Source organism: Streptomyces sp. NPDC023541, assembly GCF_055559995.1.
Genome location: NZ_JBVHJO010000013.1, coordinates 90,766 through 115,287, shown reverse-complemented (window position 1 = coordinate 115,287; position 24,522 = coordinate 90,766). Strand labels below are relative to the sequence as shown.

Annotated in this window: 22 protein-coding genes and 2 pseudogenes; 11 read left to right on the top strand and 13 right to left on the bottom strand. The window is 71.6% G+C overall.

The annotated features are described in order from the left end of the window. The first annotated feature begins 1 nt into the window (after nt 1). Complete coding sequence (locus ACZ3X1_RS28025) at nt 2-829, top strand: alpha/beta fold hydrolase (RefSeq protein ID WP_467281398.1); 828 nt, start codon at nt 2-4, stop codon at nt 827-829. A 19-nt stretch (nt 830-848) separates the two neighbouring features. On the opposite strand, the gene ACZ3X1_RS28020 is transcribed toward ACZ3X1_RS28025, so the two are convergent. The 7 genes from ACZ3X1_RS28020 to ACZ3X1_RS27990 form a co-directional block, all read right to left on the bottom strand. Next, a complete protein-coding gene (locus ACZ3X1_RS28020) occupies nt 849-1,352 on the bottom strand; it encodes a hypothetical protein (protein WP_390078176.1) in 504 nt (167 codons plus the stop codon). Between the two features lie 186 nt (nt 1,353-1,538). Further along, nucleotides 1,539-2,099, bottom strand: a complete 561-nt coding sequence (locus ACZ3X1_RS28015; protein WP_467281397.1) for a hemerythrin domain-containing protein — start codon at nt 2,097-2,099, stop codon at nt 1,539-1,541. 157 nt (nt 2,100-2,256) lie between these two features. Continuing rightward, complete coding sequence (locus ACZ3X1_RS28010) at nt 2,257-3,258, bottom strand: PHP domain-containing protein (RefSeq protein WP_467281396.1); 1,002 nt, start codon at nt 3,256-3,258, stop codon at nt 2,257-2,259. Then, complete coding sequence (locus ACZ3X1_RS28005) at nt 3,255-4,148, bottom strand: SDR family oxidoreductase (protein WP_362632131.1); 894 nt, start codon at nt 4,146-4,148, stop codon at nt 3,255-3,257. Before ACZ3X1_RS28005 ends, ACZ3X1_RS28010 begins: the two co-directional genes overlap by 4 nt. 35 nt (nt 4,149-4,183) lie before the next feature. Beyond that, entirely contained in the window at nt 4,184-4,813 is a 630-nt protein-coding gene (locus ACZ3X1_RS28000; RefSeq protein WP_467281395.1) for a flavodoxin family protein, read from the bottom strand. Between the two features lie 643 nt (nt 4,814-5,456). Continuing rightward, nucleotides 5,457-6,032, bottom strand: coding sequence for a hypothetical protein (locus ACZ3X1_RS27995; protein ID WP_362632134.1), 576 nt, complete (start codon nt 6,030-6,032; stop codon nt 5,457-5,459). Between the two features lie 110 nt (nt 6,033-6,142). Continuing rightward, nucleotides 6,143-6,952, bottom strand: coding sequence for an SGNH/GDSL hydrolase family protein (locus ACZ3X1_RS27990; RefSeq protein WP_390078167.1), 810 nt, complete (start codon nt 6,950-6,952; stop codon nt 6,143-6,145). A gap of 334 nt (nt 6,953-7,286) precedes the next feature. Here ACZ3X1_RS27990 and ACZ3X1_RS27985 point away from each other — a divergent pair, with 334 nt between their 5' ends. Next, the gene (locus ACZ3X1_RS27985) at nt 7,287-7,490 is read left to right on the top strand and encodes a hypothetical protein (RefSeq protein WP_467281394.1); all 204 of its coding nucleotides are present in this window, start codon (nt 7,287-7,289) and stop codon (nt 7,488-7,490) included. A gap of 334 nt (nt 7,491-7,824) precedes the next feature. Here ACZ3X1_RS27985 and ACZ3X1_RS27980 read toward each other — a convergent pair. From ACZ3X1_RS27980 to ACZ3X1_RS27970, 3 genes and pseudogenes are all read right to left on the bottom strand, one after another. Then, a pseudogene (locus tag ACZ3X1_RS27980) lies at nt 7,825-8,304 on the bottom strand (NUDIX hydrolase); the annotation flags it as partial. A 643-nt stretch (nt 8,305-8,947) separates the two neighbouring features. Further along, nucleotides 8,948-10,906 carry a M28 family metallopeptidase gene (locus tag ACZ3X1_RS27975; RefSeq protein WP_467281393.1) on the bottom strand — a complete coding sequence of 653 codons (1,959 nt, stop codon included), beginning with the start codon at nt 10,904-10,906 and terminating at the stop codon, nt 8,948-8,950. A gap of 16 nt (nt 10,907-10,922) precedes the next feature. Next, nucleotides 10,923-12,626 carry a M4 family metallopeptidase gene (locus ACZ3X1_RS27970; RefSeq protein ID WP_467281392.1) on the bottom strand — a complete coding sequence of 568 codons (1,704 nt, stop codon included), beginning with the start codon at nt 12,624-12,626 and terminating at the stop codon, nt 10,923-10,925. A 409-nt stretch (nt 12,627-13,035) separates the two neighbouring features. Between ACZ3X1_RS27970 and ACZ3X1_RS27965 the strand changes: the two genes are divergently transcribed. The 4 genes from ACZ3X1_RS27965 (at nt 13,036) to ACZ3X1_RS27950 (ending at nt 16,333) form a co-directional block, all read left to right on the top strand. Then, complete coding sequence (locus ACZ3X1_RS27965; RefSeq protein ID WP_362632148.1) at nt 13,036-13,308, top strand: SH3 domain-containing protein; 273 nt, start codon at nt 13,036-13,038, stop codon at nt 13,306-13,308. Between the two features lie 186 nt (nt 13,309-13,494). Beyond that, the gene (locus ACZ3X1_RS27960; RefSeq protein WP_362632150.1) at nt 13,495-13,935 is read left to right on the top strand and encodes a hypothetical protein; all 441 of its coding nucleotides are present in this window, start codon (nt 13,495-13,497) and stop codon (nt 13,933-13,935) included. Beyond that, nucleotides 13,932-15,740 (top strand): alpha/beta hydrolase, encoded by a 1,809-nt coding sequence (locus ACZ3X1_RS27955; RefSeq protein WP_362632151.1) that lies wholly within the window; start codon nt 13,932-13,934, stop codon nt 15,738-15,740. The genes ACZ3X1_RS27960 and ACZ3X1_RS27955 overlap by 4 nt, the downstream gene beginning before the upstream one ends. Then, entirely contained in the window at nt 15,737-16,333 is a 597-nt protein-coding gene (locus ACZ3X1_RS27950) for a hypothetical protein (RefSeq protein WP_362632152.1), read from the top strand. Before ACZ3X1_RS27955 ends, ACZ3X1_RS27950 begins: the two co-directional genes overlap by 4 nt. A gap of 319 nt (nt 16,334-16,652) precedes the next feature. Here ACZ3X1_RS27950 and ACZ3X1_RS27945 read toward each other — a convergent pair whose 3' ends face one another. Beyond that, nucleotides 16,653-17,867: a glycosyltransferase gene (locus tag ACZ3X1_RS27945; RefSeq protein WP_467281391.1), complete on the bottom strand. Its 1,215-nt coding sequence runs from the start codon at nt 17,865-17,867 to the stop codon at nt 16,653-16,655. A gap of 145 nt (nt 17,868-18,012) precedes the next feature. Here ACZ3X1_RS27945 and ACZ3X1_RS27940 point away from each other — a divergent pair, with 145 nt between their 5' ends. The 5 genes and pseudogenes from ACZ3X1_RS27940 (at nt 18,013) to ACZ3X1_RS27920 (ending at nt 22,815) form a co-directional block, all read left to right on the top strand. Beyond that, nucleotides 18,013-18,906, top strand: coding sequence for a LysR family transcriptional regulator (locus ACZ3X1_RS27940; RefSeq protein WP_467281390.1), 894 nt, complete (start codon nt 18,013-18,015; stop codon nt 18,904-18,906). A 123-nt stretch (nt 18,907-19,029) separates the two neighbouring features. Continuing rightward, a complete protein-coding gene (locus ACZ3X1_RS27935; protein WP_467281389.1) occupies nt 19,030-19,671 on the top strand; it encodes a hemerythrin domain-containing protein in 642 nt (213 codons plus the stop codon). A gap of 67 nt (nt 19,672-19,738) precedes the next feature. Further along, nucleotides 19,739-20,740, top strand: a complete 1,002-nt coding sequence (locus ACZ3X1_RS27930; RefSeq protein ID WP_467281388.1) for a GNAT family N-acetyltransferase — start codon at nt 19,739-19,741, stop codon at nt 20,738-20,740. Between the two features lie 56 nt (nt 20,741-20,796). After that, a pseudogene (locus tag ACZ3X1_RS27925) lies at nt 20,797-21,987 on the top strand (glycosyltransferase); the annotation flags it as partial. A gap of 90 nt (nt 21,988-22,077) precedes the next feature. Then, nucleotides 22,078-22,815 carry an SAM-dependent methyltransferase gene (locus tag ACZ3X1_RS27920; protein ID WP_390078390.1) on the top strand — a complete coding sequence of 246 codons (738 nt, stop codon included), beginning with the start codon at nt 22,078-22,080 and terminating at the stop codon, nt 22,813-22,815. 217 nt (nt 22,816-23,032) lie between these two features. On the opposite strand, the gene ACZ3X1_RS27915 is transcribed toward ACZ3X1_RS27920, so the two are convergent. Together ACZ3X1_RS27915 and ACZ3X1_RS27910 are read right to left on the bottom strand one after the other, a co-directional pair. Next, nucleotides 23,033-23,458, bottom strand: a complete 426-nt coding sequence (locus ACZ3X1_RS27915) for a subtilase-type protease inhibitor (RefSeq protein ID WP_390078152.1) — start codon at nt 23,456-23,458, stop codon at nt 23,033-23,035. A 307-nt stretch (nt 23,459-23,765) separates the two neighbouring features. Beyond that, nucleotides 23,766-24,389, bottom strand: coding sequence for a histidine phosphatase family protein (locus tag ACZ3X1_RS27910; RefSeq protein ID WP_467281387.1), 624 nt, complete (start codon nt 24,387-24,389; stop codon nt 23,766-23,768). Between the last annotated feature and the right edge of the window lie 133 nt (nt 24,390-24,522).

The window sequence follows — 24,522 nt, the reverse complement described above, 5'->3', positions numbered from 1 at the left end:
CATGGGGCCGCCTGAAATGTGGCCGGTCGTGGAGGGCCGGTTCCGCCATCGCGGGGCCGAGCTGGTGTACGACGAAACCGGCACGGGACCCTTGGCGGTGTACGCGCACGGCGGCTTCGTCAGCCAGGCCGTCGAGCAGCGCATGGACCTTTTCGACTGGGCGCCGGTCCTCCGGGCGGGCCGTCGCCTGGTCCGCTACGACGCACGCGCGCACGGCCGCTCCACCGGCCGGCCCGTCGATGAGGACTACACCTACGCCTCACTCGCCGACGACCTCCTCGGCCTGCTCGACCACCTGGGTGCCGCGCAGCCCGTCGACGCGATCGGCACGTCGATGGGCTGCGGCACCTGTCTGCACGCCGCCGTCCGGGCGCCGGACCGCTTCTCCCGGCTGGTGCTGCTCCTCCCGCCGACCGCCTGGGCGACCCGGGAGGCGTATGCACGGGCCAATCGGACCGCCGCCGACACCATCGAGCGGGAAGGCGCGGACGGCTGGCTCGCCGGCCGGGAGCAGGCCCACCGTCCCGCCGTCGTCGCGGATGTCCCCGAGTTCCGGCCCACACCGCCGGAGCCGATCCTGCCTGCCGTCCTGCGCGGCCTGGCCCGCTCCGACCTGCCCCCGCCGGCCGCGCTCGCCGCCCTCCGCTGCCCGGCCTTGATCATGACCTGGGTGGACGATCCCGGCCATCCCGTGTCCACGGCGGCCGCCCTGGCCGACTGCCTCCCCGGGGCCGAACTCCACCTCTCACCCACCCGCGCCGACGTACGGGCCTGGGGACTGCGCATCGCGGACTTCCTCACCGGCGCGCACGCTCGACACGACCCCTGACGCGCCCACAGCAGCTGACCTAGCCCAGGGCGGCGTTCTCGTGGTCCAGCAGGTCCAGCAGCAGCGTGCGGTGGAGGGCCGCGACCGGTTCGAGCAGGTCGGGGTGGCGCAGCAGGGGCGCGGCGTCATTCTCGTGGTCGCCGGGCCGGGTGAGACGGAGGACGTCACCGGCCCGGCTGGGATCGACGAGGTGGTGGGCGTCGACGGCGAGGGCGGGGGAGGCGAGGAAGCAAGCGGCCCAGCTGACCGCGGTTTCGTCCACCCAGGTCCGCCAGTCGGCGTCGGCGTCGGCGCCGTGATCCGCCCCGGTCAGCCAGTCCAGCCGGGCGCTTCCGCCCGGGCCGAGGAGGTGCAGGAGCTGTACGTCGAGCGGGGTGGGGTACCGCAGGGCGGCGGCCAGGGTGACGGCCTGCCGGGCCTGGGCCTCGGCGAGGGCGCGGCTGTACGCGCCCGGGGCGGGTGGGAAGGCGGTCAGCAGCCAGCGGGTGCCGGCGGCTATGACGGGTGTGAGATCGGCGGACATGGCGGCATCCTCGGGGGCGTGCTCGCCCTGGCCCGTGCCGGGTCCGCGAGCTGCGGCGCGAAGCTGCGCCGCTCCGCTCGTGGTCGGTCAGGGTAGCCCGAAGCGCCGGGTGTGCGGCATGACGCACGTCACTGTCCGCCCAGGGGCGGCGGGCCCGCATATGCGAACCCACCGCCAGGCCGGGGTTCAGGACTTGCCGCGGCCGGTCACGAAGTCGCGAGCCCGGTCCACCAGGCCGGCGCCCGGTGCGAGGAGTTTGCTGGCGGTGGGGCTGCTCGGGGTGGCGGGGTGCGGGCGGGTGGGCGCCATGGCCTTGGCGCGGCGGATCTTGTCACCGAGATCGTCCAGCTGCTGCGGGGTGCAGGCTCGCTGCAGCATGGGGAAGAGGTTGCTCTCCTCGTCCTGGACGTGGGTGGCGACCTCGTCCATGAGCTGGTGCAGGAGCGGGCTGATCTTTGCGTCGTCGGTGTTCATCTTCTCCAGCTGCTTGAGGATCTTCTCGACGCGGCTGTGGTCCTCGATCTCCTTGTCCGCCATCCGGTCGCCGCCCTCGACGTGCTCGCGCACCGCCGGGTAGAGGTACTGCTCCTCGGCGACCGAGTGCCGCACCAGCTCGATGGTGATCTCGTCGATGAGGTCGCGGAGTTCCTGACCGGTGCCGGTCATGGCCTGGATGCGGCTGAACATCTCCTCCACCTCGCGGTGGTCGGCCATCAGCTCGTCGATCACGTTTCCGCCGTGTCCCATGTCGTCTCCATGCGTGTTCGTGGATGGGCCGCTCCGGCCCGACCCGATCGCTTCCCCGCCGGACGTGCGGGCGCCCGGCTGCTCGGAACGTCTCACCCGCATGGAGGGGGCAGCCACCCGGTCAGGGGCCGATGTGGCCCGGCGGAAGAGGCGGGGCTCATGGTCGGCCGCTTCTGCTGGTCAGCAGCCGACCGAGTGGCCAGGTCGTGATCAGCCGGTCCGGTCCCAGGCCGATCCGGGCCGCGCGCGCGTAACCCGTGCTCTGCCAGTGCAGCTGTTCCGGCGCGTGGGCGTCGGTGTCCACGGCGAACCGGCAGCCTGCGGCGGCGGCCTGCTCGAGCAGGTCGTCCGGCGGATCGCGGCGCTCGGGCCGGCAGTTGATCTCCACAGCGGTACCTGCCCGCGCGCACGCGGCGAACACGGCTTCGGCGTCGAAGCGGGACTGCGGGCGCCCCCGGCCGGTGATGATCCGTCCCGTGCAGTGCCCCAGGACGTCGACGTGCGGGTCGCTCACCGCGGCGAGCAGGCGGGCGGTCATCGGCTCGGGTTCCGAGCGGAGCTTGGAGTGCACCGATGCCACCACGATGGCGAGCCTGCCGAGCAGCTCTTCCTCCTGGTCGAGTGAGCCGTCCTCGAGGATGTCGCACTCGATGCCGGTGAGCAGCCGAAAATCCGGGCCCGTCCTGGCATTCACGGCGGCCACGGCCTCCAGCTGGCTTTCGAGCCGCTCGGGACTCAGGCCGTGGGCGATCGTCAGCCGCGGCGAGTGATCGGTCAAGACGGCCCACTGGTGGCCCAGGGCGCGGGCCGCGTCGGCCATGGCCTCGAGCGGGCTGCCGCCGTCCGACCAGTCGGAGTGCAGGTGGCAGTCCCCGGTGCTCGCGGCCGCGAGGTCCCAGCCGGCGCGGGCCTCCGGTTCGGCTTCGGACTGCAGGCGGGCGAGGTAGTCCGGTACCGCGCCGACCGATGCCTGGGCGATCACCTCGGCGGTGACCGGGCCCACCCCGCGCAGTCGTCCGGCCTGTTCGGCGTCCACCGGGCCCGGTGGCAGGTCGTGGACGGCGTCGGCCGCTGTGTGGAAGGCCCGCACCCGGTACGGCGATGCCCCGCGCCATTCGAGGAGGAAGGCGATCCGGCGCAGAGCTTCGTCCGGGGTCATGGCAGGGGCGTTCCGCCGGTGGCGTTGACGATCTCGCCGGTGATGTAGGAGGCCTGGTCGGAGGCGAGGAAGACGTACGCGGGTGCCATCTCCGCCGGCTGGGCCGGCCGGCCCAACGGCGACTGCTCGCCGAACTTCGTCGGGTCGGGCATCGTCGCCGGGATCAGAGGGGTCCAGACCGGTCCCGGCGCCACGGCGTTGGCCCGGATGCCGCGCTCTGCCAGCATCTGGGCCAGGCTGTGGGTGAAGGAGATGATCGCGGACTTGGTCATGGCGTAGTCGAGGAGGTGCGGGCTGGGCTGGTAGCCCTGCACGGAAGCGGAATTGATCACTGAGGCGCCCCGCGGCATGTGGGCCAGGGCAGCCTTGGTGAGCCAGAACATCCCGTACAGGTTGGTCTTCATCACCCGGTCGAACTGCTCGGTGGTGATCGCCTCGATCCCGTCCGGCTGGGCCATCTGGTAGGCGGCGTTGTTGACGAGCAGGTCGATGCCGCCCAGCTCGCCCACTGCCTTGTCGACGAGGGCGGTGCACTCGGATTCGTGCCGGATGTCGCAGGCGACGGCCACTGCTGTGCGGCCGGCCCGGCGGATCAGGCCGGCGGTCGCCTCCGCCTCCTGGGCTTCCTCGGGCAGGTGGGTGAAGACGACATCGGCTCCCTCCCGTGCGAAGGCCAGGCAGACGGCCCGGCCGATTCCGGAGTCCCCTCCGGTGACCAGCGCCTTGCGCCCTTGGAGCAGGTCGTGGCCCTGGTAGGTGTCCTCACCGTGGTCGGGGCGGGGGTCCATCGCCTCGGTGGAGCCGGGGTGGTCCTGGTCCTGCTCGGGAAACGGCGGACGGGGGTACAGCTCCACCGGATCGGTGAGGCGGGCCTGCTCGTGGGAAGTCATCGAGGACTCCTTTCGGCTCGTCGGGTGGGCGACGGTCATGAAGAGGGCGGGTAGGGGGCGGCCTTGAGACGGCGCGCGAGGTGCGCGGTGTTCGCGGCGAGGGTCCTGGTCATGGCCGCGGTCTTCTGGGGGGTCTTGTCCAGGTCCTGGTAGTCGGTGCCCTGCATGGCCTCGCCGACCCAGTAGGTGACCGCGTTCGGGGCGAGGGAGAAGCCGACGTCGCTCAGGCCCTGGAAGAGTTCGGCGCTGACGTGGTGGGCGCCGTCCTCGTTGCCGACGACGCACACGGCTGCGGCCTTGCCGTAGGTGAGCATGCGGCCTTCGTCGTCGCTTTCGCCGAGTTCGGCGTCGAGGCGTTCCAGGACGCGCTGGGCGAGGCTGGAGGGATGCCCCAGCCAGATCGGCGTGGACAGGATCAGGATGTCGCAGCCCAGGATCGTGTCGCGGATCTCCGGCCAGGCGTCTCCGTCTCCCATGTCGACCTCCACACCCGGTTTGACGTCGTGGTCGGCGATCCGGATGACCTTTCCGGTGACGCCGTGATCAGCCAAGGCGGCCATGGCCTGCTCGGCCAGCAACTGCGAGCTGGACCGCTTCGGCGACGGCGAAAGCGTGCAGACCAGTGCAACGGCGCGCAGGGAGGTGGTAGCGGTCGTGGTGTCCATGTGATCCGGCTACCCCGACGGTCATGCCGTATACCGCCCTCATGGTGACACCCGCCCGATGGAGCGTCGGTCCGCCCGCGGCGCCTACTGGTCCGCGGATCCGGGGTTCCGCCATCCGGCGGTGTCCTCCTGCCTTGCAGGTCGGCAACCCGTCCCACGGCCTCTGCTGCCTGCGCCCGGTCCTGCACAGGCGGGTCGGGAGCACGGTGGCCGCTGACAGCGGTGACGACTCGGCCGGCTCGTCGGCCCGGTGAACCGCTGGGCGCTGCCCGACGCCGTTCCCGCCACGGCCGCTCGCCGCCCACACCTTCGCCGAGGACGCCGCCACGTACTATCCGGACCGCGTGCGCAGGGTCTGGGCGAGCATCGGGCCAAGAGGTCACGGCTGTCTCGCGCCACCCGGCGGCGCTGCCGCACGGGGTTCGCCACGTCGTGGCCGACCTCGCCGAGCCGGCCGGCTGCTTGAACTGCCCTTCCTACGTGGACGCGTCGCCGATGGCCGTTCCCCGGCGGTACGCGGGGGTTGCCAGGGATGCTTGCCGGGGACGCTGACACGGCGCCGGTTCCGACCCCGAGGGGTGTCGGGACCGGCGCCGGGTTGGGGGAACACGACACCGCCAGACGCTGCGCAGAGCGCTCCGGCTCAGCAGCCGCCGCAGTTGTAGAACGTCACGTCCCAGTGGTTGCCCTCGTCGGCGTAGATGTTGCCCGCTCCGGACTTCCACTGCGGGGCGCCGTCACCGCGCACGCCGATGTAGGTGAACGTGTTCTTGATGTAGTTCCCGACGCACGTGTACTTGCTGAAGTCGAGCTTGTAGCCGTTCCAGTGCGAGTAGGTGCCGCCGGCGTGGCCCGTCTCGGTGCCGCCGGTGATGTTCAGGGAGCAGCCGCTGGCGCTCTTGAGGGTCTGGGCGCCCTTCGCCGTGGCGAGGTTGAGCTGCTCGAAGGACGTGCAGGTCGGGTTGTTGCGGTCCGAGCAGCCGCCGGAGGATGACCAGGTGATGGCGGAGCTGCGGAACATGGAGGTCGCGGTGGCGTGGCTGATCTTGGTGGCAGCCTGGGCTTCGCCGGCCCCGCCGATGACCCCGGCGCCGGGGGCGAAGAGCGCCCCGAGGACGAGGGCGAGGGCGGTGAGGACGGAGCGGAGCGTCCCTCTGCGTGTGCGGAGTTGGGCCGAGTCGCCGGCCCGGGGGCCGGCGGGAGGGTTGGTGGTCTTCATGGAGCTCTTCCTCCGGGTGCGGATCGCGGAAGTGGGGAGCGGTGCTTGACGGTGGTCTACCCGCGTGGACCTGTGAGCGTGGTAGACCCCGGGTGGGTTGGTGGGAACGGTCACATGGCGGCGGACCGGAAGGCCGGCAGGTATCCGCCGGAGTGGCCGCCGGCCGTGGGGTGATAGCTGTTGGACACGGGCACCGAGACGCTGTGCAGCCATGCTGCGCCCGAGCAGATCTCGTGGCCGGTGAACTCGTCCACGACGCTGGAGTAGGTGAATCCCGCGTTGGCGGCCTGCTTCGCGAGCATCCCGTTGAGAGCGTCGCTGCCCCGGTTGATCGCAGCCCGTTCGCCTTCGCTCAGGCCGGCGATGCAATTGCCGTTGAGCTGGTAGAAGCGGGGATAGCCCAGGACGACGACGTGAGCTTGGGGGGCCTTGCCGCGGATGGCGCCGTACAGGGACGAAAGGCTCCCGGGCAGGGTGCCGTTGATCTGCCCGATGGCGTTGTCCACGGCGCTCAGGCAGGTCGCCTCGCTCTGCAGGACGCAGGTCTGCATGACGTTCGCGAACCCCACGTCGTTACCGCCGGCGGTGACGCTGACGAGCGTGGTCGAACTGTTGAGCGGGCTCAGCTGGTTGCTCTTGACCGTACCGGTCGTGGCTCCCGAACAGGCGGTGAACGAGAACGAGGCCGGGGCATTGGCCGCCGCCCACAGGGACGGGTAGGCCTTGCTGCTGCGCTGGCAGCTGCCGCTGTCGGACAGGTAGCTTCCGGCGCCCACCCCTGAGGAGTACGAGTCGCCGAGAGCGACGAAGCGCTCTCCCGCCGCCGGGGCTGCGGAGGCCTGCTGTGCCAGACCGAGAGTCGTCGCGGCCACAAGGGCCAGCAGAGCGGGCAGAACCCGTCTTGCTCGTGTCGCGAACATGACAAGTAACTCCTCGATGTGTTGTGGGGAACAGGAGTTGTTGAAGCGTCACTCTTCTAGCAGCGCAGGAGCCCCTGGCGATAGGTGTGGGCAATGGTTTGCTTATTTCCGCGAGCTTGGCTGCGCCCTGTGCCCTGCGCCCTGCGCGATACGGCCCGTCCTGCCCGGGAAGCCGCCGCCGCGGCCGGGGTGGCCGACTTCGTCCGCATCACAGAGCCGCAGGCCGCCAGGCGTGCGCGCTCGACCAGGGATGGACGTGGTCGGTGACGCGATGATGGGTGGGTTGGCCGGTCCGATGCCGCCGCCCGGCCCCGTCCCCTTGGAGGAGCAGCCCATGAGCCGTCCCGTGCACGCCACCGGTACCGACAGCGAAGCCCTGCGCACGGTCATCGAAGCCGCGATCGTGAACTACCTGGACGGTGCCGCGGAAGCGTCGCCGGACGCCGCCGACCTCGCCGCCCACGTGACTGCCGCCGTCGAACGACTGCTGGCCGCCGGACCGCCGGCCGAACCGGCCCCGGAAGGCGACGAGATCTGAAGACCTCCCTCGGCCCGCCGGCGAGTGCCCGGACTCGCACCCCCCGCTTTCCCTCCCCGCTGACGCGCTGTAGACCGTGCCGTTCGCGTCCGGCGACCATGCCTTGTGCGAAACGCGGAGCAGCCGAGCAGCCGTGGGGCACGTCGGGGGCTCAGGCCGGCCTTCCGTCGCTGCGTGTGGGAAGCACGGTCAGCCGTAGCGGTTGAGTGCGCGGCGCCTTGATGGAGGAGGGGCCGCGGGCTCCTGTGGCTTGCGGCTTGACGCGGGCACCCTTTGGCCTTGACGTCTCCCTCGCAGCTGGGCGCACGGCGGCGGCCCCGTACGGGCGCCCGTCAAGGGCTCGTGCGACGAGGTCGTGGATCAGGAACTCCCCGGGCCCGCGGTTCTCCTTGAGGCGGTCGAGGTCGTCGCAGCCGAACCAGCCGTAGGCGGAGTGCTTGGACCATTCCAGCGCGGGGGCGTCCAAGTCGCCGTCGACCTCGACGAGGTAGTCGGCCTCGTGACGGAGGCCGCCGCCGTCGTCCCCCGTCCAGGTCGTGGCGCCGAGGAACCGCCGAACGCGGCTCAGGCGCCAGCCGGTCTCCTCCTCGACCTCGCGCGCGAGGGCTTCCAAGACCGTTTCGCCGGCCTCGACGTGGCCGCCCACGATGTCCCAGGTGTCGGGGAAGAGCCGCCGGTCCGGGCTCCGCTTCTGGGCGAAGGCCGCGCCGTCCCGGTTGAGGATGACGGCGCCGACGGTCCACACCTCGCCCGCCGCGGGAAGGGGCACCTCGATGTCGTCGGCGACGATGAATGACGGGTCACGGGTAGCCATGCCCGACAGCGTAGGCCCGCACTGGCAGACTGCGATCTTCATGGTTCGACGGGTGGGGGAGATCGGCGTGCGCGGCTTCATACGGGGAGCGGCGTGCTCCTCGCCCTGTCTTCCGCGGCGGCCGGTCGTACCGGCGGGGAGACGGGCGGGAAAGGGGGCACGCCGCTCACTTCCGCGGAGTTTTCTGACGCCGTACTGAGCGGGAAGCACTCCGGATTCGAGGCGCTGCCCCGGAGTGAGCCCCTGCTGGAGGACGCGGACCTGGTCACGGCGGCCGATCCCGCCTGCCAGCCGCTGGCGGACCTGCGGAGCGTCACGCCCGAGCTCGAGGCCACCGCTACCGCCTGGGCATCCCTCGACGCCCGGGACGGGGCCGCCGGGGGCGGGAGCGTCGTACCCACCAGCCACCCGGAGGGTGAGGCGAAGGGGTGGATGAGCAAGGTGAGGGCGGCCGTCTCCACGTGCAAGGACTTCGCGGCCCGAGCCCGCGCTTCGACCGGGCCATCGCGCCCGCCGCGCGGATCCGCGAGCGCTAGGGCGCGGAGCACATGGAGCGGACCCGCCCCCACCTCATGTCGTACGGCAGCGGCGGGTCACGCTGTGCGCGAGGTCGCCGCAGGCGGGCCGGCGCCCCTGGGGGCCGTTACAGGCCCGCGAAGGTCAGGGCGGTGGCGGTGACGGAGCGGGCGATCGCGGTCGCGTACTGCGTGTCGTGGTCCTCGTCGAGGAGGGTGTCGCCGGGCGTGTGGTACTTCCGTGTGCCGGTTGCGCCCTGGCTGCCGTCGGGACGGAAGAGGTCTTCGGAGACGGCGATCGCCGCCCATCCCCGCTCGTGGAAACTCGCGTGGTCGCTCCGCCCCAGGGCGGGGTCCCCGGGTCCGGTGAGCTGCTGGACCGCGAAGCCGGAGGCGATGGCGGGGACGGTCTGCGCGACCAGGTCACCGAGCGCGTCGGAGGCGGCCACGACCGGCCCCGGTACGGAGGATCCCGCGTGGATCTCCACCGCGGGCGGGCTGCCGTCCTGCAGGCCGGCGATCATGTCCATCTGGAAGACGCCCGCGATGCGGTCGTCCGCCGCAGCCGCGGCGCGCGCGTAGCGTTTGCTTCCGAAGAGCCCCTGTTCCTCGGCGTTGAAGAGGACGAAACGAACGTGACGCGTCGGCTCCCTGCCCTCCTCGACGAGCGCGTGCAGACACTCCGCCGCGGCCATGACCGCCGCCGTGCCGCTCCCGTCGTCGTCCGCGCCGGGCGCCGGGTCCACCCTGGGGTCGTAGCGGCGGGGATCGCCGTTCGCGTCGACGAAATCACCGCTCTCCGCCGTCGAATCCAGATGTCCCGTGATGAGAACGGCGGAGTCGGCCCCCTCGACGCGGTGCTCCGCCTCGACATTGAACAACCGGTGTCCCCGCCACTTGAACGAGTGCCGTCGGACCACCAGCCCCAGATCCTGGAAGTGCCGGACCAGCGCGTCCACGACGAGCCCGTTGTCGGCGTGTGCCGCGTCACGGCTGCGGACCTTCAGCGGCTCGCCCGGGACCAGCGGTTCGACGCCGGAGATGCGTGCCACGTGAGCATGCAGCACCTCGGGCGTCACGGACGCGTGTACGGCCGAGAGCGTTTCGGGGGAGGGGAGACCGTTGCCCGCCTCCTCGTCGAACCCGGCGGGCAGGGCCGCGGTGAACTCCTCGGCCTGCGTCTCACCGGGGCGTGACAGGAGCGCCGGGTCCGGCAGCAGGCGCTCGGTGTGTCCGGGCTTGGCTCCCGGCGTGTGCACCTCCTCGATCGGGACACCGGCGGGCGCGGCGACGTACACCCCGCCGGGTGCCGGCCCGAGCGACGTGATCTGCCCCGGGTACCCGGTGAGCTCGCCGGCGACGAAGCAGAACGCGGCCGTGGCGCGCATGGCCCCTTCGGTCGCCGTCCGGGACTCGTCCGAGGCGCCCGCGAAGGCCTCCGGCACGGGGACCGAGCGGTCGTCCCTGAGCAGGAACGCCGCAGTGTCCTCCACCTGTCCCCGGACGTCGGTGGTGAACCCGGCCTGTTGCAGCGCCTCGATCCCGAGTGCGGTCGCCATCGCGAGCACGAGCCGCGGGGAGGCGACGTGCACGGCAACGGCCTCCGTGCCGTTCGCCACCGACTCCAGCCCGCTCAGGGCCCCGGCCTCGGGCACGTCGATCCTCGTCCAGAAGACGGGGCGGTTCTCGATGGCGGCCCGGGTGAAGACGGAGTGGGGTGCGGTGCGCATGCCCGCCGTGCGGGCGAAGGCGCGCTCGTCAGGGTCCTCGCCCACGAAGACGCAGTCGTCGGCCGCGCCGCCCGTGCTCCCGACCGCGTCGTCGAAGATCGTGCGGCTGGTCTTGGGGCCGAAGTGGATGAGGTGGTCGTCCGGGAACCGGCCGGGGAACGCCTCATGGAGGGCTTCCGCGATCTGCGCGGCCGCATCCGGCTCGGTGCCCGGGTCGGAGATGATGCCCTTGGGCACTTCCGGGAAAGCGTCGAGAACCTGCGTGACGCGGGGGCAGGGACGCAACAGCCAGGATCCGTCCGCTTCGAGACGGCCGTCCGCCAAGGTCGCCCCGATGTCGAAGAAGATTGTGGTCATCTCGGCTCATCCGCTTCTATGTGATGCCGACACTCTGGTAGGCGTCGTCGACCGCCTTCAGGGCGCCCGTCCGTGCGGCGGTGTTGCCGGCGAGGTACGTGTTGGTGACGTCCCGCAGGGCCTGGCGCATGTCCGCGAAGCTCGACAGCCTCAGCAGGCGTACGAAGGCGAGATAGACCAGCAGGGCCCACTCCTCGACGGTGAGGACCGGCGTGCCCGCCGCGTCCACGGAGGTGAGCAGGTGGTGCATCGCCTTGTTGTGGATGTTGCTGTTGGTGTGGACACCGCCGTTGTCGCCCGTGGTGCGCAGGTATTCGCTCATATGGCTGGGGTCGCCGGTGCGGGCGGGGTCGCTCATGTCGCGCAGCGGCAGCCCGTTGCCGCCCAGCCCGACGCCGAGTTCCCAGGTCCAGGTGAGCACGTCGTCGCGGTCGGGCGCCTGGTACCAGTTGGCGATGATGATGCCCATCGTGTCGGCCAGCGACTCGTTCAGGGCGCCGGACTGGTCCTGGTAGACGAGGTTGCTGGAGGTCTCGATGACGCCGTGGGTCAGCTCGTGCGCGATGACGTCCAGATGGCGGGCCAGACTGACCAGGCGGGCGTCCACGGAGACCTGGCCGTACCACATCCGCCCCTTCCACCAGACGGCGTTGACCCACTCGGGCCCCGGCCCGTCCTCGCTGTAGGTGCAGTTGACCGCCGAGGTCAGATCCATCTCGGCGTCGTCGATGCCGTTGCGGTACAGCTGGTCGCGGTAGAACCTGGCCACCCGCTCGGCGTTGACGTGGGCCGAGACACCGGCCCGGTGGTCGGTGCCGAAGTCGGCCTGCGAAGAACCGATCGCCGAGGCCGGGAGCGCGGCGGCCCGCGCGAGGTCGGCGAAGGCCAGGTCATAGGTGGTGATCTGCCGCCACCGGTCATCCAGAAGGTACGAGCCGTTCTGCCGGCTGCCGTGGAACCTGTGGTGGACGCTGGCCTCGTCCTCGCCCTCCAGCCGCGTCGGCACCATCACCGTCGGCGTCATTCCGTAGGACCGGAGGATCTCGCCGGAGAACGCGTCGACGAGGTAACCGGTGAGCGGGGAGTCCTCACGCGGGGACCGGCCGAGTCCGTGGCCGCGGCCGCCCGGCTCACGGCGCATGGCCGGCAGTTGCGCCGGCACCTCACGCAGGTGCCAGGCCAGGTGCCAGCCGTCGTCCTGTTCGACGTAGGCCAGCGTCGCGGGCGGCAGGTCCTCGGCGGCGACCGTGCTCCCCGTCGCCTGTTTGACGCGTTCCAGCGCGTCCGTCCCGGACAGCTCCGGCACGGAGCCGACACCGCTCACCTCACCGAGACGGCAGTCCATCGAAACCAACCGCTGGTCCTCGTCTATCTCGACCAGCGCCTCGGTGCCGAAGATGGGGATCTCCTGCTGCGTCTGCTCGAAGCGGACCAAAGTGGTGCCCATACCGGCCTGACGGCGCGGCGCCTCGAGCAGGGCCAGATCCGGAACCCGCTCGGGCCGGTCCTCCCGGACCGCGTGACGCAGCCCCGGTGACTCCTCCCGGGCGAGTTTCTCGGCCAGGTAGAACCGCGCAGCGGACTCAGCCGAGTTGAACGCCTGCGGGCCCTCTTCGCCGTCGGTCGCCGACATGCCGCGCACCCTCTCGCGGCCCAGATGCGTGCCGCGCACCTCCGGGTCGTCGGCAACGTGATAGCGATACCGTTCCAAGTCCGACATCGCCGCAACCCCTTTCGCCGCCCCGCCCGCCTTGACGCCTTACCCCTTCTTCGATCGTCACGCAACGTGATGAACGGGGCAACCGGAAGGCGGAGGCGGCCACCGGGTCACGATCCGGCCTGCGGGCCATCGAGCCCTGCCACGCGTCTCATGTCGGCCTGCCGTGCTCTTCGCGACAGTGGTCGGAGCCGGCGCAGTCCATTACGCCGAGTAATTGAACTGTCATCATTGTCCTGCTGGATCGTTGAAGCAGGGGCGACGGCGGACCAACGGGATGACGCCCGGTCGCCGGTCGTCCTGGTGCCCCGCACGCCTCCGGCTCCCCGACGGGCATTGGCTCTACCGTGCAGACAACCCGTCCGCACACCGGACTACGTCCCGCCGCACAGGCGTTCCCGTGGAGGTCAAGATGCCCAGTCCAGCTCAGCCGTTCGGCAAGGTCGTCAGCAGCAGCGGCGTCAACCTGCGGAGGTATCCCAGTACCGACTCGTCCCTCGTCGGCAACCTGAACCACGGCGCCGAAGTCGGCCTCCACAGCAAGGTGCACGCGCAGACCATCGACGGAAACAGCATCTGGTACCTGCTGCGCGACCAGGCCGTGTGGGTCTCCGCCCGCCACGTCGACAACACCGGAGAGGTGCCGCTCTCCAAGGACGCCCAGCCGGCCGCCCCCCAGGGCTGACGGCGGGTCGGCCGGCGACCCGAGCGACGCCGTCCCGGGGGCAGCCCGCTGCGGCTGCCCCCGGGGCGGATCGGGGGCGGTACGGGAGACCCGTCCGCGTAACCCGTTCCCGATCGCACACACGTGCGTGACCTGCGTTAGTCTCTCGGGGCGCAGGAGCGGAACGCAGACGTAGACGGGGGAGCCGTGTCCTATTCGGAGCGCTGGCAGGAGCTGTTCGGACCGATGGACGGCGGGCCCGCGATGAAGCTCGCCTCGACGGCCCCCGACTCCGGGGGCGGCGGGGGCGGTGGGGGCGGGGCCCCGGACCTCAAGCACAGCAAGGGCCCCTGGACCAGCGCCTCCAGCACCGCCGGCGACCTGCGCACCAGCACGGAGACGAGCCGCGCGGCGCTCGGGCCCGGCCACGAGGGCGTCGACACGGGGGCCGCCGGCCTCAGCTCCGTCGCCGCGCTCAAGAGCGTGCTGACGTCCTGGGAGGAACGCCTTCAGTCCGTGCGGGACGAGTGCGAGCAGCTCAAGGGGACCCTGCTGAAGGTCGCCAAGGAGATGGGCGAGACGGACGCCGCGATCGAGACGTCCTTCAAGGGTGTCGACGGCGGCTCCAAGGCGGACGAGAAGCGATGACCGGAACCCTCACCTGGAAGCAACTGCGCGACCTCAAGACCTCCGAGTTCACGGACGCGGGCGACAAGTGGCACGAGGTCTCTGACCGCTCGGACTCCGACCGCGTACGGGTCGACCGCGCGATGTCCGCGAAGCTCCGCGAGACCCAGAAGAGCGAGTCGGCGGAGGCGGCCCTCGGCAGGCTCCAACGCCTCAGCCGCAACTTCCAGTACCTGCACAGCGAGTGCGGGCTCGTCCGTACGGCGCTCAACGGGCTCGCCAGCGATCTCGCCGAGCCCCAGACCCAGTTGAAGCAGGCGCTCGCGGACGCCGCCGCCCTGAACTTCACCGTCCACGACGACGGGTCCGTCAGCTACCCGGCCGTCGAGGTCGAGGACCTGACCGGGGCGAAGAAGGAGGCCCCGGGCAGCAAGGTCCAGGGCAGCTCCCGCCTCCCGCTGGAACCGCCCGGCTTCGGCCAGCAGGGCCAGTCGCCGCTGTACCCCGGCTACTCGGGCTTCAAGCCGCTGAACCCGAACGCGGCGAAGGCGCAGGACGTGGCCGACCGCGTGGCCCGGGCCGTACGGTCCGCACAGGAGATAGACGCCCGGTACGCGAAGACCCTCAACGGCCTGAAGGCGGAGAAGGGCCTCGACGTCACCGAGGCCACGCTGAAGGACGTCTTCCGCGACACCTCCGACGTCCGCTCCGCCGCCGGCACGTACCTCGGCGAGAGCGTCCCCGAGGACAAGAGCCCCGCGGAGCGCAAGAAGTGGTGGGACGGCCTGACCGAGGAACAGCGCCAGGAGTACCTGGAGATCGCCCCGGACCTGGTCGGCAGCCTGGACGGCATTCCGGCGGTCGCCCGCGACGAGGCGAACCGCAACTACCTGCCCGTGCTCATCGACGACCTGGCGCGGCACGGCGGCGACGACGCGGAGACCAAGCTCAGCGCCCTCCGCGGGATCCAGGACAAGCTGAACGAGCCCAGCCGCCCGCCCATGTTCCTGCTGGGCATCGGAGACGAGGGCAACGGGCGCGCGATCGTCTCGTACGGCAACCCCGACACCTCCAAGAACGTGTCAGCGTACGTCCCCGGCCTCAGTACCAGGCTCAACGACGAGTTCGTCACGGACACGATGAAGCGGGCCCAGGACACGGCCAAGGGCGCCCAGCGCCTGGACCCGTCCAGTGCCTCGATCGTCTGGCTGGGCTACGACGCCCCGCAGAACGTGGACGTGATGACGAGGGGCGACGCGCAGCGGGGCGCCCCGGCGTACAACCAGTTCATGGCGGGCCTCTCGGCGACGAACCAGAACCCGGACCCGCACGTGACGGCGATCGGGCATTCCTACGGCTCCCTCACCGTGGGCACGGCCGCCAAGCAGTCCGGCGGCATCCCGGGCGTCGACGACGTGATCCTGCTCGGCAGCCCCGGCGTGGACGCGCAGAAGGCGACGGAGCTCGGCGTTGGCAAGGACCACGTGTTCGTCGGCGCCGCCGACAACGACCCGGTCACCCACCTGCCCTCGAAGGACGAGGCGGCGCTCGGCTGGTTGCTGGGAGGCCCGGTGGGCGTCGGGGTCGGACGTGACCTCTTCGACATCGGCAACGACGACGTGTACTTCGGCAAGGACCCGGCGAGCAAGGCCTTCGGGGCACAGCGCTTCCTGGTCGACGACGGGCCGAGGATGGTCTTCGACGGCGGAGGCTTCGACGCCCACTCCCAGTACTTCACTCCGGAGAAGGACCAGACGTCGGCGAACAACATCGCCAGGATCGTCGCCGGACAGCCTGAGAAAATCGTGAGGGAAGAATACCGATGAAGCGCATCACCCGGACCATTCGCCTGACCTGCGCGCTGGCCGTGGCCGGCGCGCTGCTGGCCGGATGCGGACCGACGGACGGCACCAAGGACGGGCGAGGAGCAGTGGCAGGCATGGACATGCAGGGAGCGGCGGAGCGTGCCGACGCGATGTTCTACGCGACGGTCGGGGCGATCAAGCCGGACATCGAGTGGGTCCACGACACCACGACGGCCGGCAGCTGCGACGTGACGCGCTACTGGACGGTGATGACGGTCGTCTCCGAGCAGCGCCGCGGCAACTTCCTCGGTGTGGTCGAGAACTTCTGGAAGGCGAGCGGGTACCAGATCAAGACGGTGAATCCGGACAAGGACATGCCCGAGATCGTCGCCACGTCCCCGGACGGCTTCGGCATCATGGTCCTCTTCGGCCACCAGGGGCAGGCCTTCTTCGAGGTCACCAGCCCCTGTGTGAAGAATTCCAAGGTGGCAGCACCGACCAAGGTGGCGAACGGCGCCACGTACGAAGGCGAAACCGCCATCCCCGCCCCCAACGTCCGCTCCGACTTCTGGTCCGCCGAAACCCCGGTGCCGGGCTCCACCCCCGCGCCCTGAGCGCCTCTGCCCGTCGGCCTCGGCGGGGCGTGGAGCTTCATCGAGGGCCTCGCCGCCCCCGGGCCGGGCCGCCGGGCAGCGGTGACGGCTGCCCGGAAGAGGAACTGCGCACGGCGGAGGAGCGGTTGGGCATCCGGCTGCCGGCAGCGCTGCGCGAGGCGTGCCTGCTCCTCCGCCGTCGCCGGGACCTGACCGGCAACCACGACGTGCTGCTCGCCCCGCCCACCTACGTCCACGACGCCGGGGAGGTCCTGGTCTTCCGCCCGGAGAACCAGGGCAACCTGCCTCCGGCGACACCGCTCAGGTCGTGTCCGGCCGTTTACCGGGCGGCCGTGGCGAGGAGGAGTTCGGCCGCCACAGCTGCTCCGTCGGTGCGGACCGCGCCGGCCACGGCCGTTGCCCGGGCGCGGGTTTCGGGGGCCAGAGCCGTCCGGAGCGCGGCCGACAGGGACTCGAACGTGACCGCCGGACCGTCGTGCGCCACGCCGATGCCCAACTCGGCCACCCGGCCCGCCCAGTAGGGCTGGTCGGCCATCTGCGGGACCACGACCTGAGGTGCGCCCGCCCGGGTGGCCGTCGTCGTGGTGCCCGCGCCGCCGTGGTGGACGACGGCGGCCACCCGGCCGAACAGCGCCTGGTGGTTGACCTCGCCGACCACGAAACAGTCGGCCCGGTCGTCGATCAGGGTCAGGTCGGCCCAGCCGCTGGACACGATGATGCGCCGGCCCTGGGCCCGGACCGACTCGATCGCCACCCGGGCGGCGTCCTTCGACGCGTGGAGGGGCATGCTGCCGAAGCCCACGTACACGGGCGGCGCACCGGCGTCCAGGAACGCCACGAGCTCGGGCGGGAGCGGGTTGCCGTCGGGCAGGATCCACGCGCCGGTCTGGACGATGTCGAAGCCGAGCCCCTCCTGCGCCGGGTCGAGCGCCGGGTCCGTCGCCAGCCACGGCCGCTCGCCGAAGACGTAGTCGCGGACGTTCTCCACCGGCGGCAGACCGAACGATGCCCGGTTCGTGTTCAGCGCCTCGCCGAACAGCGCGTTGATGTTCTGGGCGTCCAGGTCCCACAACGCCCGGTTGTCGGTCACCCCCGGGGGGAACGGCCGGCCCGGGTACGCCAGCGGCGCGCGCCGCGGTGACGGCAGGGTGAGCTGCTGGAAGGTGACGGACACCGACGGAATGCCGAGCTTCTCGGCCACCGACCGGGCTCCGGCCGCGGCGGGCATCGCGCCGGTCGCGAGCACCACGTCGCAGCCCTCGGCCACCGGAAGCCCCGCTTCGAACTGGCTCGCGATGATCTCGGCGGCGCGCCGGGGAAGGGACGACGGCTGCGGGGCCGCCTTCATCAGCGCGCGGGCCGACGGACCGACGGGCACCATCGGCACACCGATCCCCGCCAATCGCTGCGCGAAGTCCTCGTCCGGGGGTGCGCACACCCGCACCTTCGCGCCGAGCGCACGCAACTCCACCGCGAGTCCGGCCAGTGGTTCGATGTCCCCGCGCGATCCGTACGCCATCAGCAAGACGTTCATGCGTTTTCCGTTCTCGTTTCGTGGTCCGGCCTCGGCTCCCGGTCGTGCCCCACCATCCCTCCGGCCATCGAAATGATCAAGGTAGACTTCCGCGCGGTTCGATAACCGCTGGGTTATCGGCGGAGGCTACGGGGGCTGGGAGCCGGTGGAGCTGCGGGACATCGAGATCTTCCTCGTACTGGCCGAGGAACTGCATTTCGGCCGGGCCGCACAGCGACTCCACGTCTCCCAGGCGCGCGTCAGCCAGGCCGTCAAGAAGCAGGAACGGCGCATCGGCGCCGAGCTGTTCACCCGTACCAGCCGCTCGGTTCACCTGACCGAGGTCGGCCGGCAGTTCCGCGACGACCTGCAACCGGTCTACGCGGGCCTGCACGAGTCACTGGAACGCGCCCGGCTGGCCGCGCGAGGCATCACCGCACAGCTCCGCGTCAGCCTCATGCCCTTCAACGTGGCCGATCTGTACCCCTACTGGAAGGCGTTCCGCGCCCGCCACCCGCAGTGGGGACTGCAGGTCCGTCAGGCCACCTTCACCGATGTCTTCGGCCAGCTCCGCAACGGCGCCATGGACGTCCTGGTCGTCTGGCTGCCCGTCGAGGAGCCGGACTTCACCGTCGGGCCGACCCTGTGCACCGACTCCCGGATCCTTGCCGTGGCCGCCGACCACCGGCTCGCCGGGCGGGACTCCGTGCCGCTGGAGCTGCTCGCCGACTTCCCGCACGGCACCGCCCTCGGCCTGCCCGACTACTGGGAGGACAGCTACCTGCCCTTCCACACCCCACGAGGCCGGCCGATCCGGCGCATCACAGCTGCGGCCTCGGACAACGCCGACGAGCTGATCAGCCACGTCGGCATGGGCGAGATCATCCACACCTTCCCGGGCCATGTCACCAGGTACTGGGGCCTGTCGAACATCCGATGGCTTCCCGTCCCCGAGATGGGCCGCATGACCTTCTCCCTCGTCTGGCGCACCGAAGCCGAGAACGAGCTCGTCCGCGCCCTGGCCGACACGGTACGAGACCTCGGCGCCTACCGGTTCTGACCTTGCGCGAGGTGTACGTCGATAACCCAGCGGTTATCGAACCGCGCGGAAAATCCCATTGATCAGCCGTGCCGGTCGCAAGATCGTTGGGGGCATGCACACACGCGTGAGAACCCCACCCCCGTGAGCGACGCCATCGACCTGACCGTGATGTACGCGATGCACGGCGCCCTGCGCCGGGAACTGGTCCACCTGGACCGGATCACCACCGCCGTGGGCCGCGACCCCCGGCACGTCCTGCCCACCGCCGCCGGATGGAAGCTCTTCAAGGCGGCCCTGCGCGCGCACCACGCGGCCGAGGACGAAGCGCTGTGGCCGTCGCTGCGACAGGGGCTGGCCGGCAGGCCGAAGGACCTGGCCCTCGTGGAGGTGATGGAGGTCGAACACGCCGCCATCGAACCGGTCGTCCAGGCCGTCGACGACGCACTGACCGACCCCTGTGTCGACCCGCTGCTGCCGGGCCAACTGATCGACGCACTGACCCGCGGGCTGGCCGGGCACCTCGAACACGAGGAGCGCGCCGCCCTCCCGCTGGTCCGGCAGGTGCTCACGGCCGAGCAGTCGGGCCGGCTGTGCCGGGCCCACGCCCGCCACATCGGCCGGGGAGACCCGCTGCTGCTGCCGTGGCTGCTGGACGGCGCCGACGAACGCACTGCGGCGCGGCTCCTCGCCCGCCTGCCCGCATCCGCGTACGCCGCGTGCACCACCCGGTGGATCCCCGAGTACGCCGCTCTGGACCGCTGGAGTCCGGGCACCGCCGCCTGACGTACACGCAACCGCCCCGCCCCGCCCCGGAAGCACCTCGACCGACTCGACCGAGAGAGCCGTCACCATGTCCCCATCCGTACACATCACTCCGCTCCGGCACGTCTCGGCCGCCGAGGCCGCAGCGTGGCACCAGGTCGTCGCGGCCTCGATGGCCCACGACCTGCCGGGCGTACCGCCCCCCGCCCCCGGACAGGTGCGCGCCCAGCTCACCAAGCCCGCACTGGGCAGCCACCGGCTGACCTGGCTGGCCACCGGGGCGGACGGCGTCCCGGTCGGGGTCGCCGGCCTGCGGCTCTTCACCTCCCCGGGCCAGGAGCACCTCGCCGAACTGGAACTCCACGTCGCCCCCGCACACCGGCGCGCGGGGACCGGCTCCCTCCTCCTGTCGGCCGTCGTGGCGGCCTGCCGCACCGAGAACCGGCGCAGCCTGGTCGCCACAGCCGCGGCAGGCGGTCCGGGCGAGTTCTTCAGCGAACGGCGGGGCTTCCGCCGCGTACTGACCCTGGACCACCTCATGCTGCACCTCGAAGAGCAGGACGAGGCCGGACCGCGCAGGCTCGCCGATGCCGAGCACCCCGGCTACCGGCTGGCCGGCTGGACCGGAACGGTTCCCGACGACCTCGCCGACGCCTTCGCCACCGCCAAGGACGCGATGAACGACATGCCCGTCGGCGATCTGGACTACGGCCGCGTGACCTGGGACGCCGACCGCGTCCGGGCCATGGCCCAGGTGATCGTCGACCGCGGAGACACACTGCTGACCATCGCGGCCGTCCACGACGACGGCACCATGGCCGGCTACACGGAGATCCTGCTTCCCCAGGGAGCGCCCACGCGGGCCCAGCAGTACGACACCGCCGTCGTGCCCGCGCACCGGGGCAACGGGCTGGGGCTGTGGGTCAAGGCCGCCATGGTGTGCCGTCTGCGCGCCGAGCACCCGGGCGTCGTCGAGATCGAGACGGACAACGCCGAGGACAACGCCCACATGCTGGCGGTCAACACCGCACTGGGCTTCCGCTCCTACCGGCGCACCGGCGAGTTCCAGCTCGACGTGCCCGCCATCTGACCTTCCAGATCCTTCCGCGGACCTTCCACGGACCTTCCACAGAAACGAGAAACAGCATGCGAGTGCTCTTGATGGCGTACGGATCGCGCGGCGACATCGCGCCGCTGGCGGGACTGGCGGCGCAGCTGCGCGGACTCGGAGCGGAGGTACGCGTGTGCGCACCGCCGGACGAGGAATTCGCGGAACTGCTGACCGGCGTCGGCGCCGAGGTGGTGCCCTTCGGGCGCGACGTACGCGCGCTGCGGACGGTGGCGCCGCCGTCGGACGCCGCCGGGTTCGCGGCCGAGCTGGTCGCCGCGCACTTCGACACGGTCGGCAAGGCGGCCGAGGGCTGTGACGTGCTCGTGGCGAGCGGCCTGATGCCGGCCGGCGCCCGCTCCGTGGCCGAGAAGCTGGGCATCCGCTACGTGTACGCGGCCTTCCATCCGTTCGAGATGCCCTCGGCGCACTACGGGCCGGCGCCGCGCCCGGGCCCGGCGGCCCCGCCCGACATGACGGACAGGCAGGAGCTGTGGGACCTGGACGTCCAGAAGGTCAACGCCCTCTACCTCGCGCCCCTCAACGCCCACCGCGAGGCGATCGGCCTCGCGCCCGTGGACAACGTCCGCGACCACGTCTTCACCGAACGGCCGTGGCTGGCGGCGGACCCGGTCCTGGGCCCGTGGCAGGACCTGACGAACCTGGACCTCCTACAGACCGGCGCGTGGATCCTGCCCGACGAACGCCCCTTGCCCGCCGACCTGGACGGCTTCCTGGACGCCGGCACCCCGCCCGTGTACGTCGGCTTCGGCAGCATGCCCCTGAGCGGGGCGGCCGACGTCGCCCGGACGACGGTCGAGGCGGCCCGCGCGCAGGGCTGCCGCGTACTCGTCTCCCGGGGCTGGGCCGACCTGGGACTGATCGACGACGCGGACGACTGCTTCGCCGTCGGCGACGTCAACCACCAGGCCCTCTTCCCCCGAGTCGCCGCCGTCGTGCACCACGGGGGCGCCGGAACCACGACCACCGCCGCCCGCGCCGGCGCACCCCAGGTGGTGGTACCCCAGTTCGTGGACCAGCCGCACTGGGCCGCCCGCGTGGCCGACCTGGGCATCGGCGCCGCACACGACGGCCCGACCCCGACCTTCGAGTCGCTGTCGGCCGCACTCAGGACGGCCCTGGCCCCCGAGACGCGAGCGCGGGCGAAGGCCGTCGCCGACACGGTCCGCACCGACGGGGCGGCCGTGGCCGCGAAGCTGCTCCTGGACACGGAGCACACGGGACACACGGAGCACACAGGACACACGGAGCCCACGGAGCACACGGAGCCCACGGAGCACGCCGACGCCGTGCCGCCCGTGAGCCGCGAACAGATCTCCGGCATCGCCCACGCCGACCACCCGATCAAGTCCCCGCTCGACGACGACTCGGTCAGAGGGCTCCTCGAACGAGGCCTCCCGCGGGGCGACGAGCGAGTGCTCGACCTCGGTTGCGGTACCGCGGAATGGCTGCTGCGCGCCCTGGCGACGCGCCCGCACCTGCACGCCGAAGGCGTCGACGTGTCCGAGGTCGCCCTGACGCAGGCCCGCCGGGCGGCGAGCGGCCTGGGGGTGGACGACCGGCTGGTCCTCCACCACCAGGAGGCCGCGGACTTCGTCTCCGCGCAGCCGTTCGACCTGGTGATCAGTGTCGGTGCCACCCACGCCTTCGGCGGCCTCCTCCCCACCCTGGCCGCGGCCCGCAGGCACCTGGCTCCCGGCGGCCGCGTCCTGATCGGCGAGTCCTTCTGGAACCGCACCCCCTCACCGGAGGCCGTCGAGATGTTCGGTGACCTCGACGACCTGGCGACCACCGTGGACCGTGTGGTCGCCGACGGCTGGACCCCCGTCCACGGCCATGTCAGCACCCGCCGTGAGCTGGACGACTACGAGTGGGCCTGCTGGGGCTCACTGGCCGCATGGGCGCTCGACCACCCCGCCGATCCGGCCGCCGCGCACGTGCTGGAGACGGCCGATGCCCAGCGTGCGCAATGGCTGCACGGCTACCGGGACAGCTTCGGGTTCCTCTGCCTGGTCTTGCGTCGAACGTCGGACTGATCGACCGCCCCACCCCGCTGAACGGGTGGAAACGGGTCATGGTGGAGGGAGGGCACGCGGAGGGCGAATCCGCGTGCCGCTCCGCTCCGGGAAGGAGCCGACCGGCGTGCCCAGCAGTGGCGGCGCCCCGGCCGACGCCCTCGCGCCCGCCTGCTGCGGGCCGCCGAGCCCTTCCAGGGCGGGGCGCCCTGCGGTTCGGTCGGTCGGCCGCGCGGTGTCAGAACGCGTACACCGGGTTCTCGTTCAGGGTCGTGGACATCACGCACGCGTTGGAGAAGGTGTGCTTCCAGGCGACGCGCCTGCCCTGCAGGACACCGTCCGCCGTGACCGTGACCGGGTCGAAGTACATCGGGCAGGCCCGCGACGGGTTCGGCGCCGCCAGCAGGCGGTTGAGTTCGCCGTGGGTGGCGTTGAGGGCGTCGCACGCGGCCCTCGGGTCGGGGTGGGTGCCCTCGGCGGTGTAGGCGCAGCTGAGGGTGGACGCGCGCAGGACGGTGTCCGTGGGCGCGCCGGACCCCTGGACGACGGTGAAGACCATCGCGGACGGGCCGTGCGCACTGGCGGGTTGAGCCTCCGCGAGACCGGTGCTGCCTGCAAGACACAGAAGACTGGCGGCGGATACGGCGATGATGTGGTGACGCATGACAGGTTTCGCCTTCGATTCAAGGTTGACTGCGGTTCGATGCCTGTGATCTGACGCTCAACTGAAGACGAGCCTGGCAGGTACGAAGGAGGGTCGCCAATGGGTGGTCGATTTACGGACAGATCATTCGAATACCGGATGCCCGGCGGGTGTTCGCGCAGCTCGCGGGGCACGTCCCAGGCCCCCCGCGCGGCTCACCAGGCCGGGTTCGCCGCGTGGCACGATCCCTCCCTCCCTGGTGGCGCCGGTGCGCGGTCCGCCGGGTTCCCTTGCAGGGTGACGCGATGAAGGCGGTCACGCCGGGGTCTCAGACGTGGAGCTCCTGCGGGAAGCCGGTCCAGCGGAGGTCGGCCGGGAGGTGGCCGGTGTCGTTGAAAAGGAGGACGGCCGGCGGGCGGTCGGGGGCGTAGCGGATGACGGTAAGGGCCGCGTTGGCATGGTTGATGCCCAGCCATCGCCACTCCGGCGCGGCGAGTGCGGCGCGGACGAGCCACCCCACGAGGAAGTTGTGGGTGACGACGAGCTCGTGGCGCGGTGCGTCGCCGACGGCGGGCCCGGTGAAAGCCGCCAGCGCCGCCGCCGCGAGCCCGGGGCCCTGCTCCCGCTCCTCGGCCGTGAACCGGCCGAGGAACTCGGTCCAGGCGTCGGCTGCCTCCGGCGGCAGTTCCTCGCGTGACGGCAGGTAGGGGACGTAGTCGCCGGCGGCCTCGCAGCGATGGCGGGGGACGCCGTCCAGCTCTTCCCCGACCAGCCGGGCGGTCTGTTCGGCCCGGGCGAGCGGCCCGTGGTGGATCGCCTGCAGCGGGACGCCCCGGAGCCGCTGCCCGAGCAGGGCGGCCTGGCGGCGGCCCGCATCCGTCAGTTCGCTCTCGTCCGACGAGGCTTCGCCGTGGCGGGTGAGATACAGGTAGCGGGCGGCCGTACCGGGCATGGGACATCCTCCAGGGAAGTCGATCTTGTGGACCCGTGAAGAGACGCCGACGTGCGCGGGCCGGTTCCGCGACGGGCCCGAACCGCCGCGACGACGGCCCGCCCCCCGCCGAGTGGGGACGCCGGCGTCCCGG

Bases quoted from the DNA above. Each gene is read 5' to 3' on its own strand.
- ACZ3X1_RS27990 (WP_390078167.1), bottom strand. From the start codon at position 6,952: ATGTTCGCGACACGAGCAAGACGGGTTCTGCCCGCTCTGCTGGCCCTT.
- ACZ3X1_RS27995 (WP_362632134.1), bottom strand. From the start codon at position 6,032: ATGAAGACCACCAACCCTCCCGCCGGCCCCCGGGCCGGCGACTCGGCC.
- ACZ3X1_RS27915 (WP_390078152.1), bottom strand. From the start codon at position 23,458: ATGCGTCACCACATCATCGCCGTATCCGCCGCCAGTCTTCTGTGTCTT.
- ACZ3X1_RS27945 (WP_467281391.1), bottom strand. From the start codon at position 17,867: ATGAACGTCTTGCTGATGGCGTACGGATCGCGCGGGGACATCGAACCA.
- ACZ3X1_RS28015 (WP_467281397.1), bottom strand. From the start codon at position 2,099: ATGGGACACGGCGGAAACGTGATCGACGAGCTGATGGCCGACCACCGC.
- ACZ3X1_RS28020 (WP_390078176.1), bottom strand. From the start codon at position 1,352: ATGTCCGCCGATCTCACACCCGTCATAGCCGCCGGCACCCGCTGGCTG.
- ACZ3X1_RS27985 (WP_467281394.1), top strand. From the start codon at position 7,287: ATGAGCCGTCCCGTGCACGCCACCGGTACCGACAGCGAAGCCCTGCGC.
- ACZ3X1_RS27975 (WP_467281393.1), bottom strand. From the start codon at position 10,906: ATGACCACAATCTTCTTCGACATCGGGGCGACCTTGGCGGACGGCCGT.
- ACZ3X1_RS28025 (WP_467281398.1), top strand. From the start codon at position 2: ATGGGGCCGCCTGAAATGTGGCCGGTCGTGGAGGGCCGGTTCCGCCAT.
- ACZ3X1_RS28005 (WP_362632131.1), bottom strand. From the start codon at position 4,148: ATGACTTCCCACGAGCAGGCCCGCCTCACCGATCCGGTGGAGCTGTAC.
- ACZ3X1_RS27950 (WP_362632152.1), top strand. From the start codon at position 15,737: ATGAAGCGCATCACCCGGACCATTCGCCTGACCTGCGCGCTGGCCGTG.
- ACZ3X1_RS28000 (WP_467281395.1), bottom strand. From the start codon at position 4,813: ATGGACACCACGACCGCTACCACCTCCCTGCGCGCCGTTGCACTGGTC.
- ACZ3X1_RS27970 (WP_467281392.1), bottom strand. From the start codon at position 12,626: ATGTCGGACTTGGAACGGTATCGCTATCACGTTGCCGACGACCCGGAG.
- ACZ3X1_RS27910 (WP_467281387.1), bottom strand. From the start codon at position 24,389: ATGCCCGGTACGGCCGCCCGCTACCTGTATCTCACCCGCCACGGCGAA.
- ACZ3X1_RS27930 (WP_467281388.1), top strand. From the start codon at position 19,739: ATGTCCCCATCCGTACACATCACTCCGCTCCGGCACGTCTCGGCCGCC.
- ACZ3X1_RS27965 (WP_362632148.1), top strand. From the start codon at position 13,036: ATGCCCAGTCCAGCTCAGCCGTTCGGCAAGGTCGTCAGCAGCAGCGGC.
- ACZ3X1_RS28010 (WP_467281396.1), bottom strand. From the start codon at position 3,258: ATGACCCCGGACGAAGCTCTGCGCCGGATCGCCTTCCTCCTCGAATGG.
- ACZ3X1_RS27955 (WP_362632151.1), top strand. From the start codon at position 13,932: ATGACCGGAACCCTCACCTGGAAGCAACTGCGCGACCTCAAGACCTCC.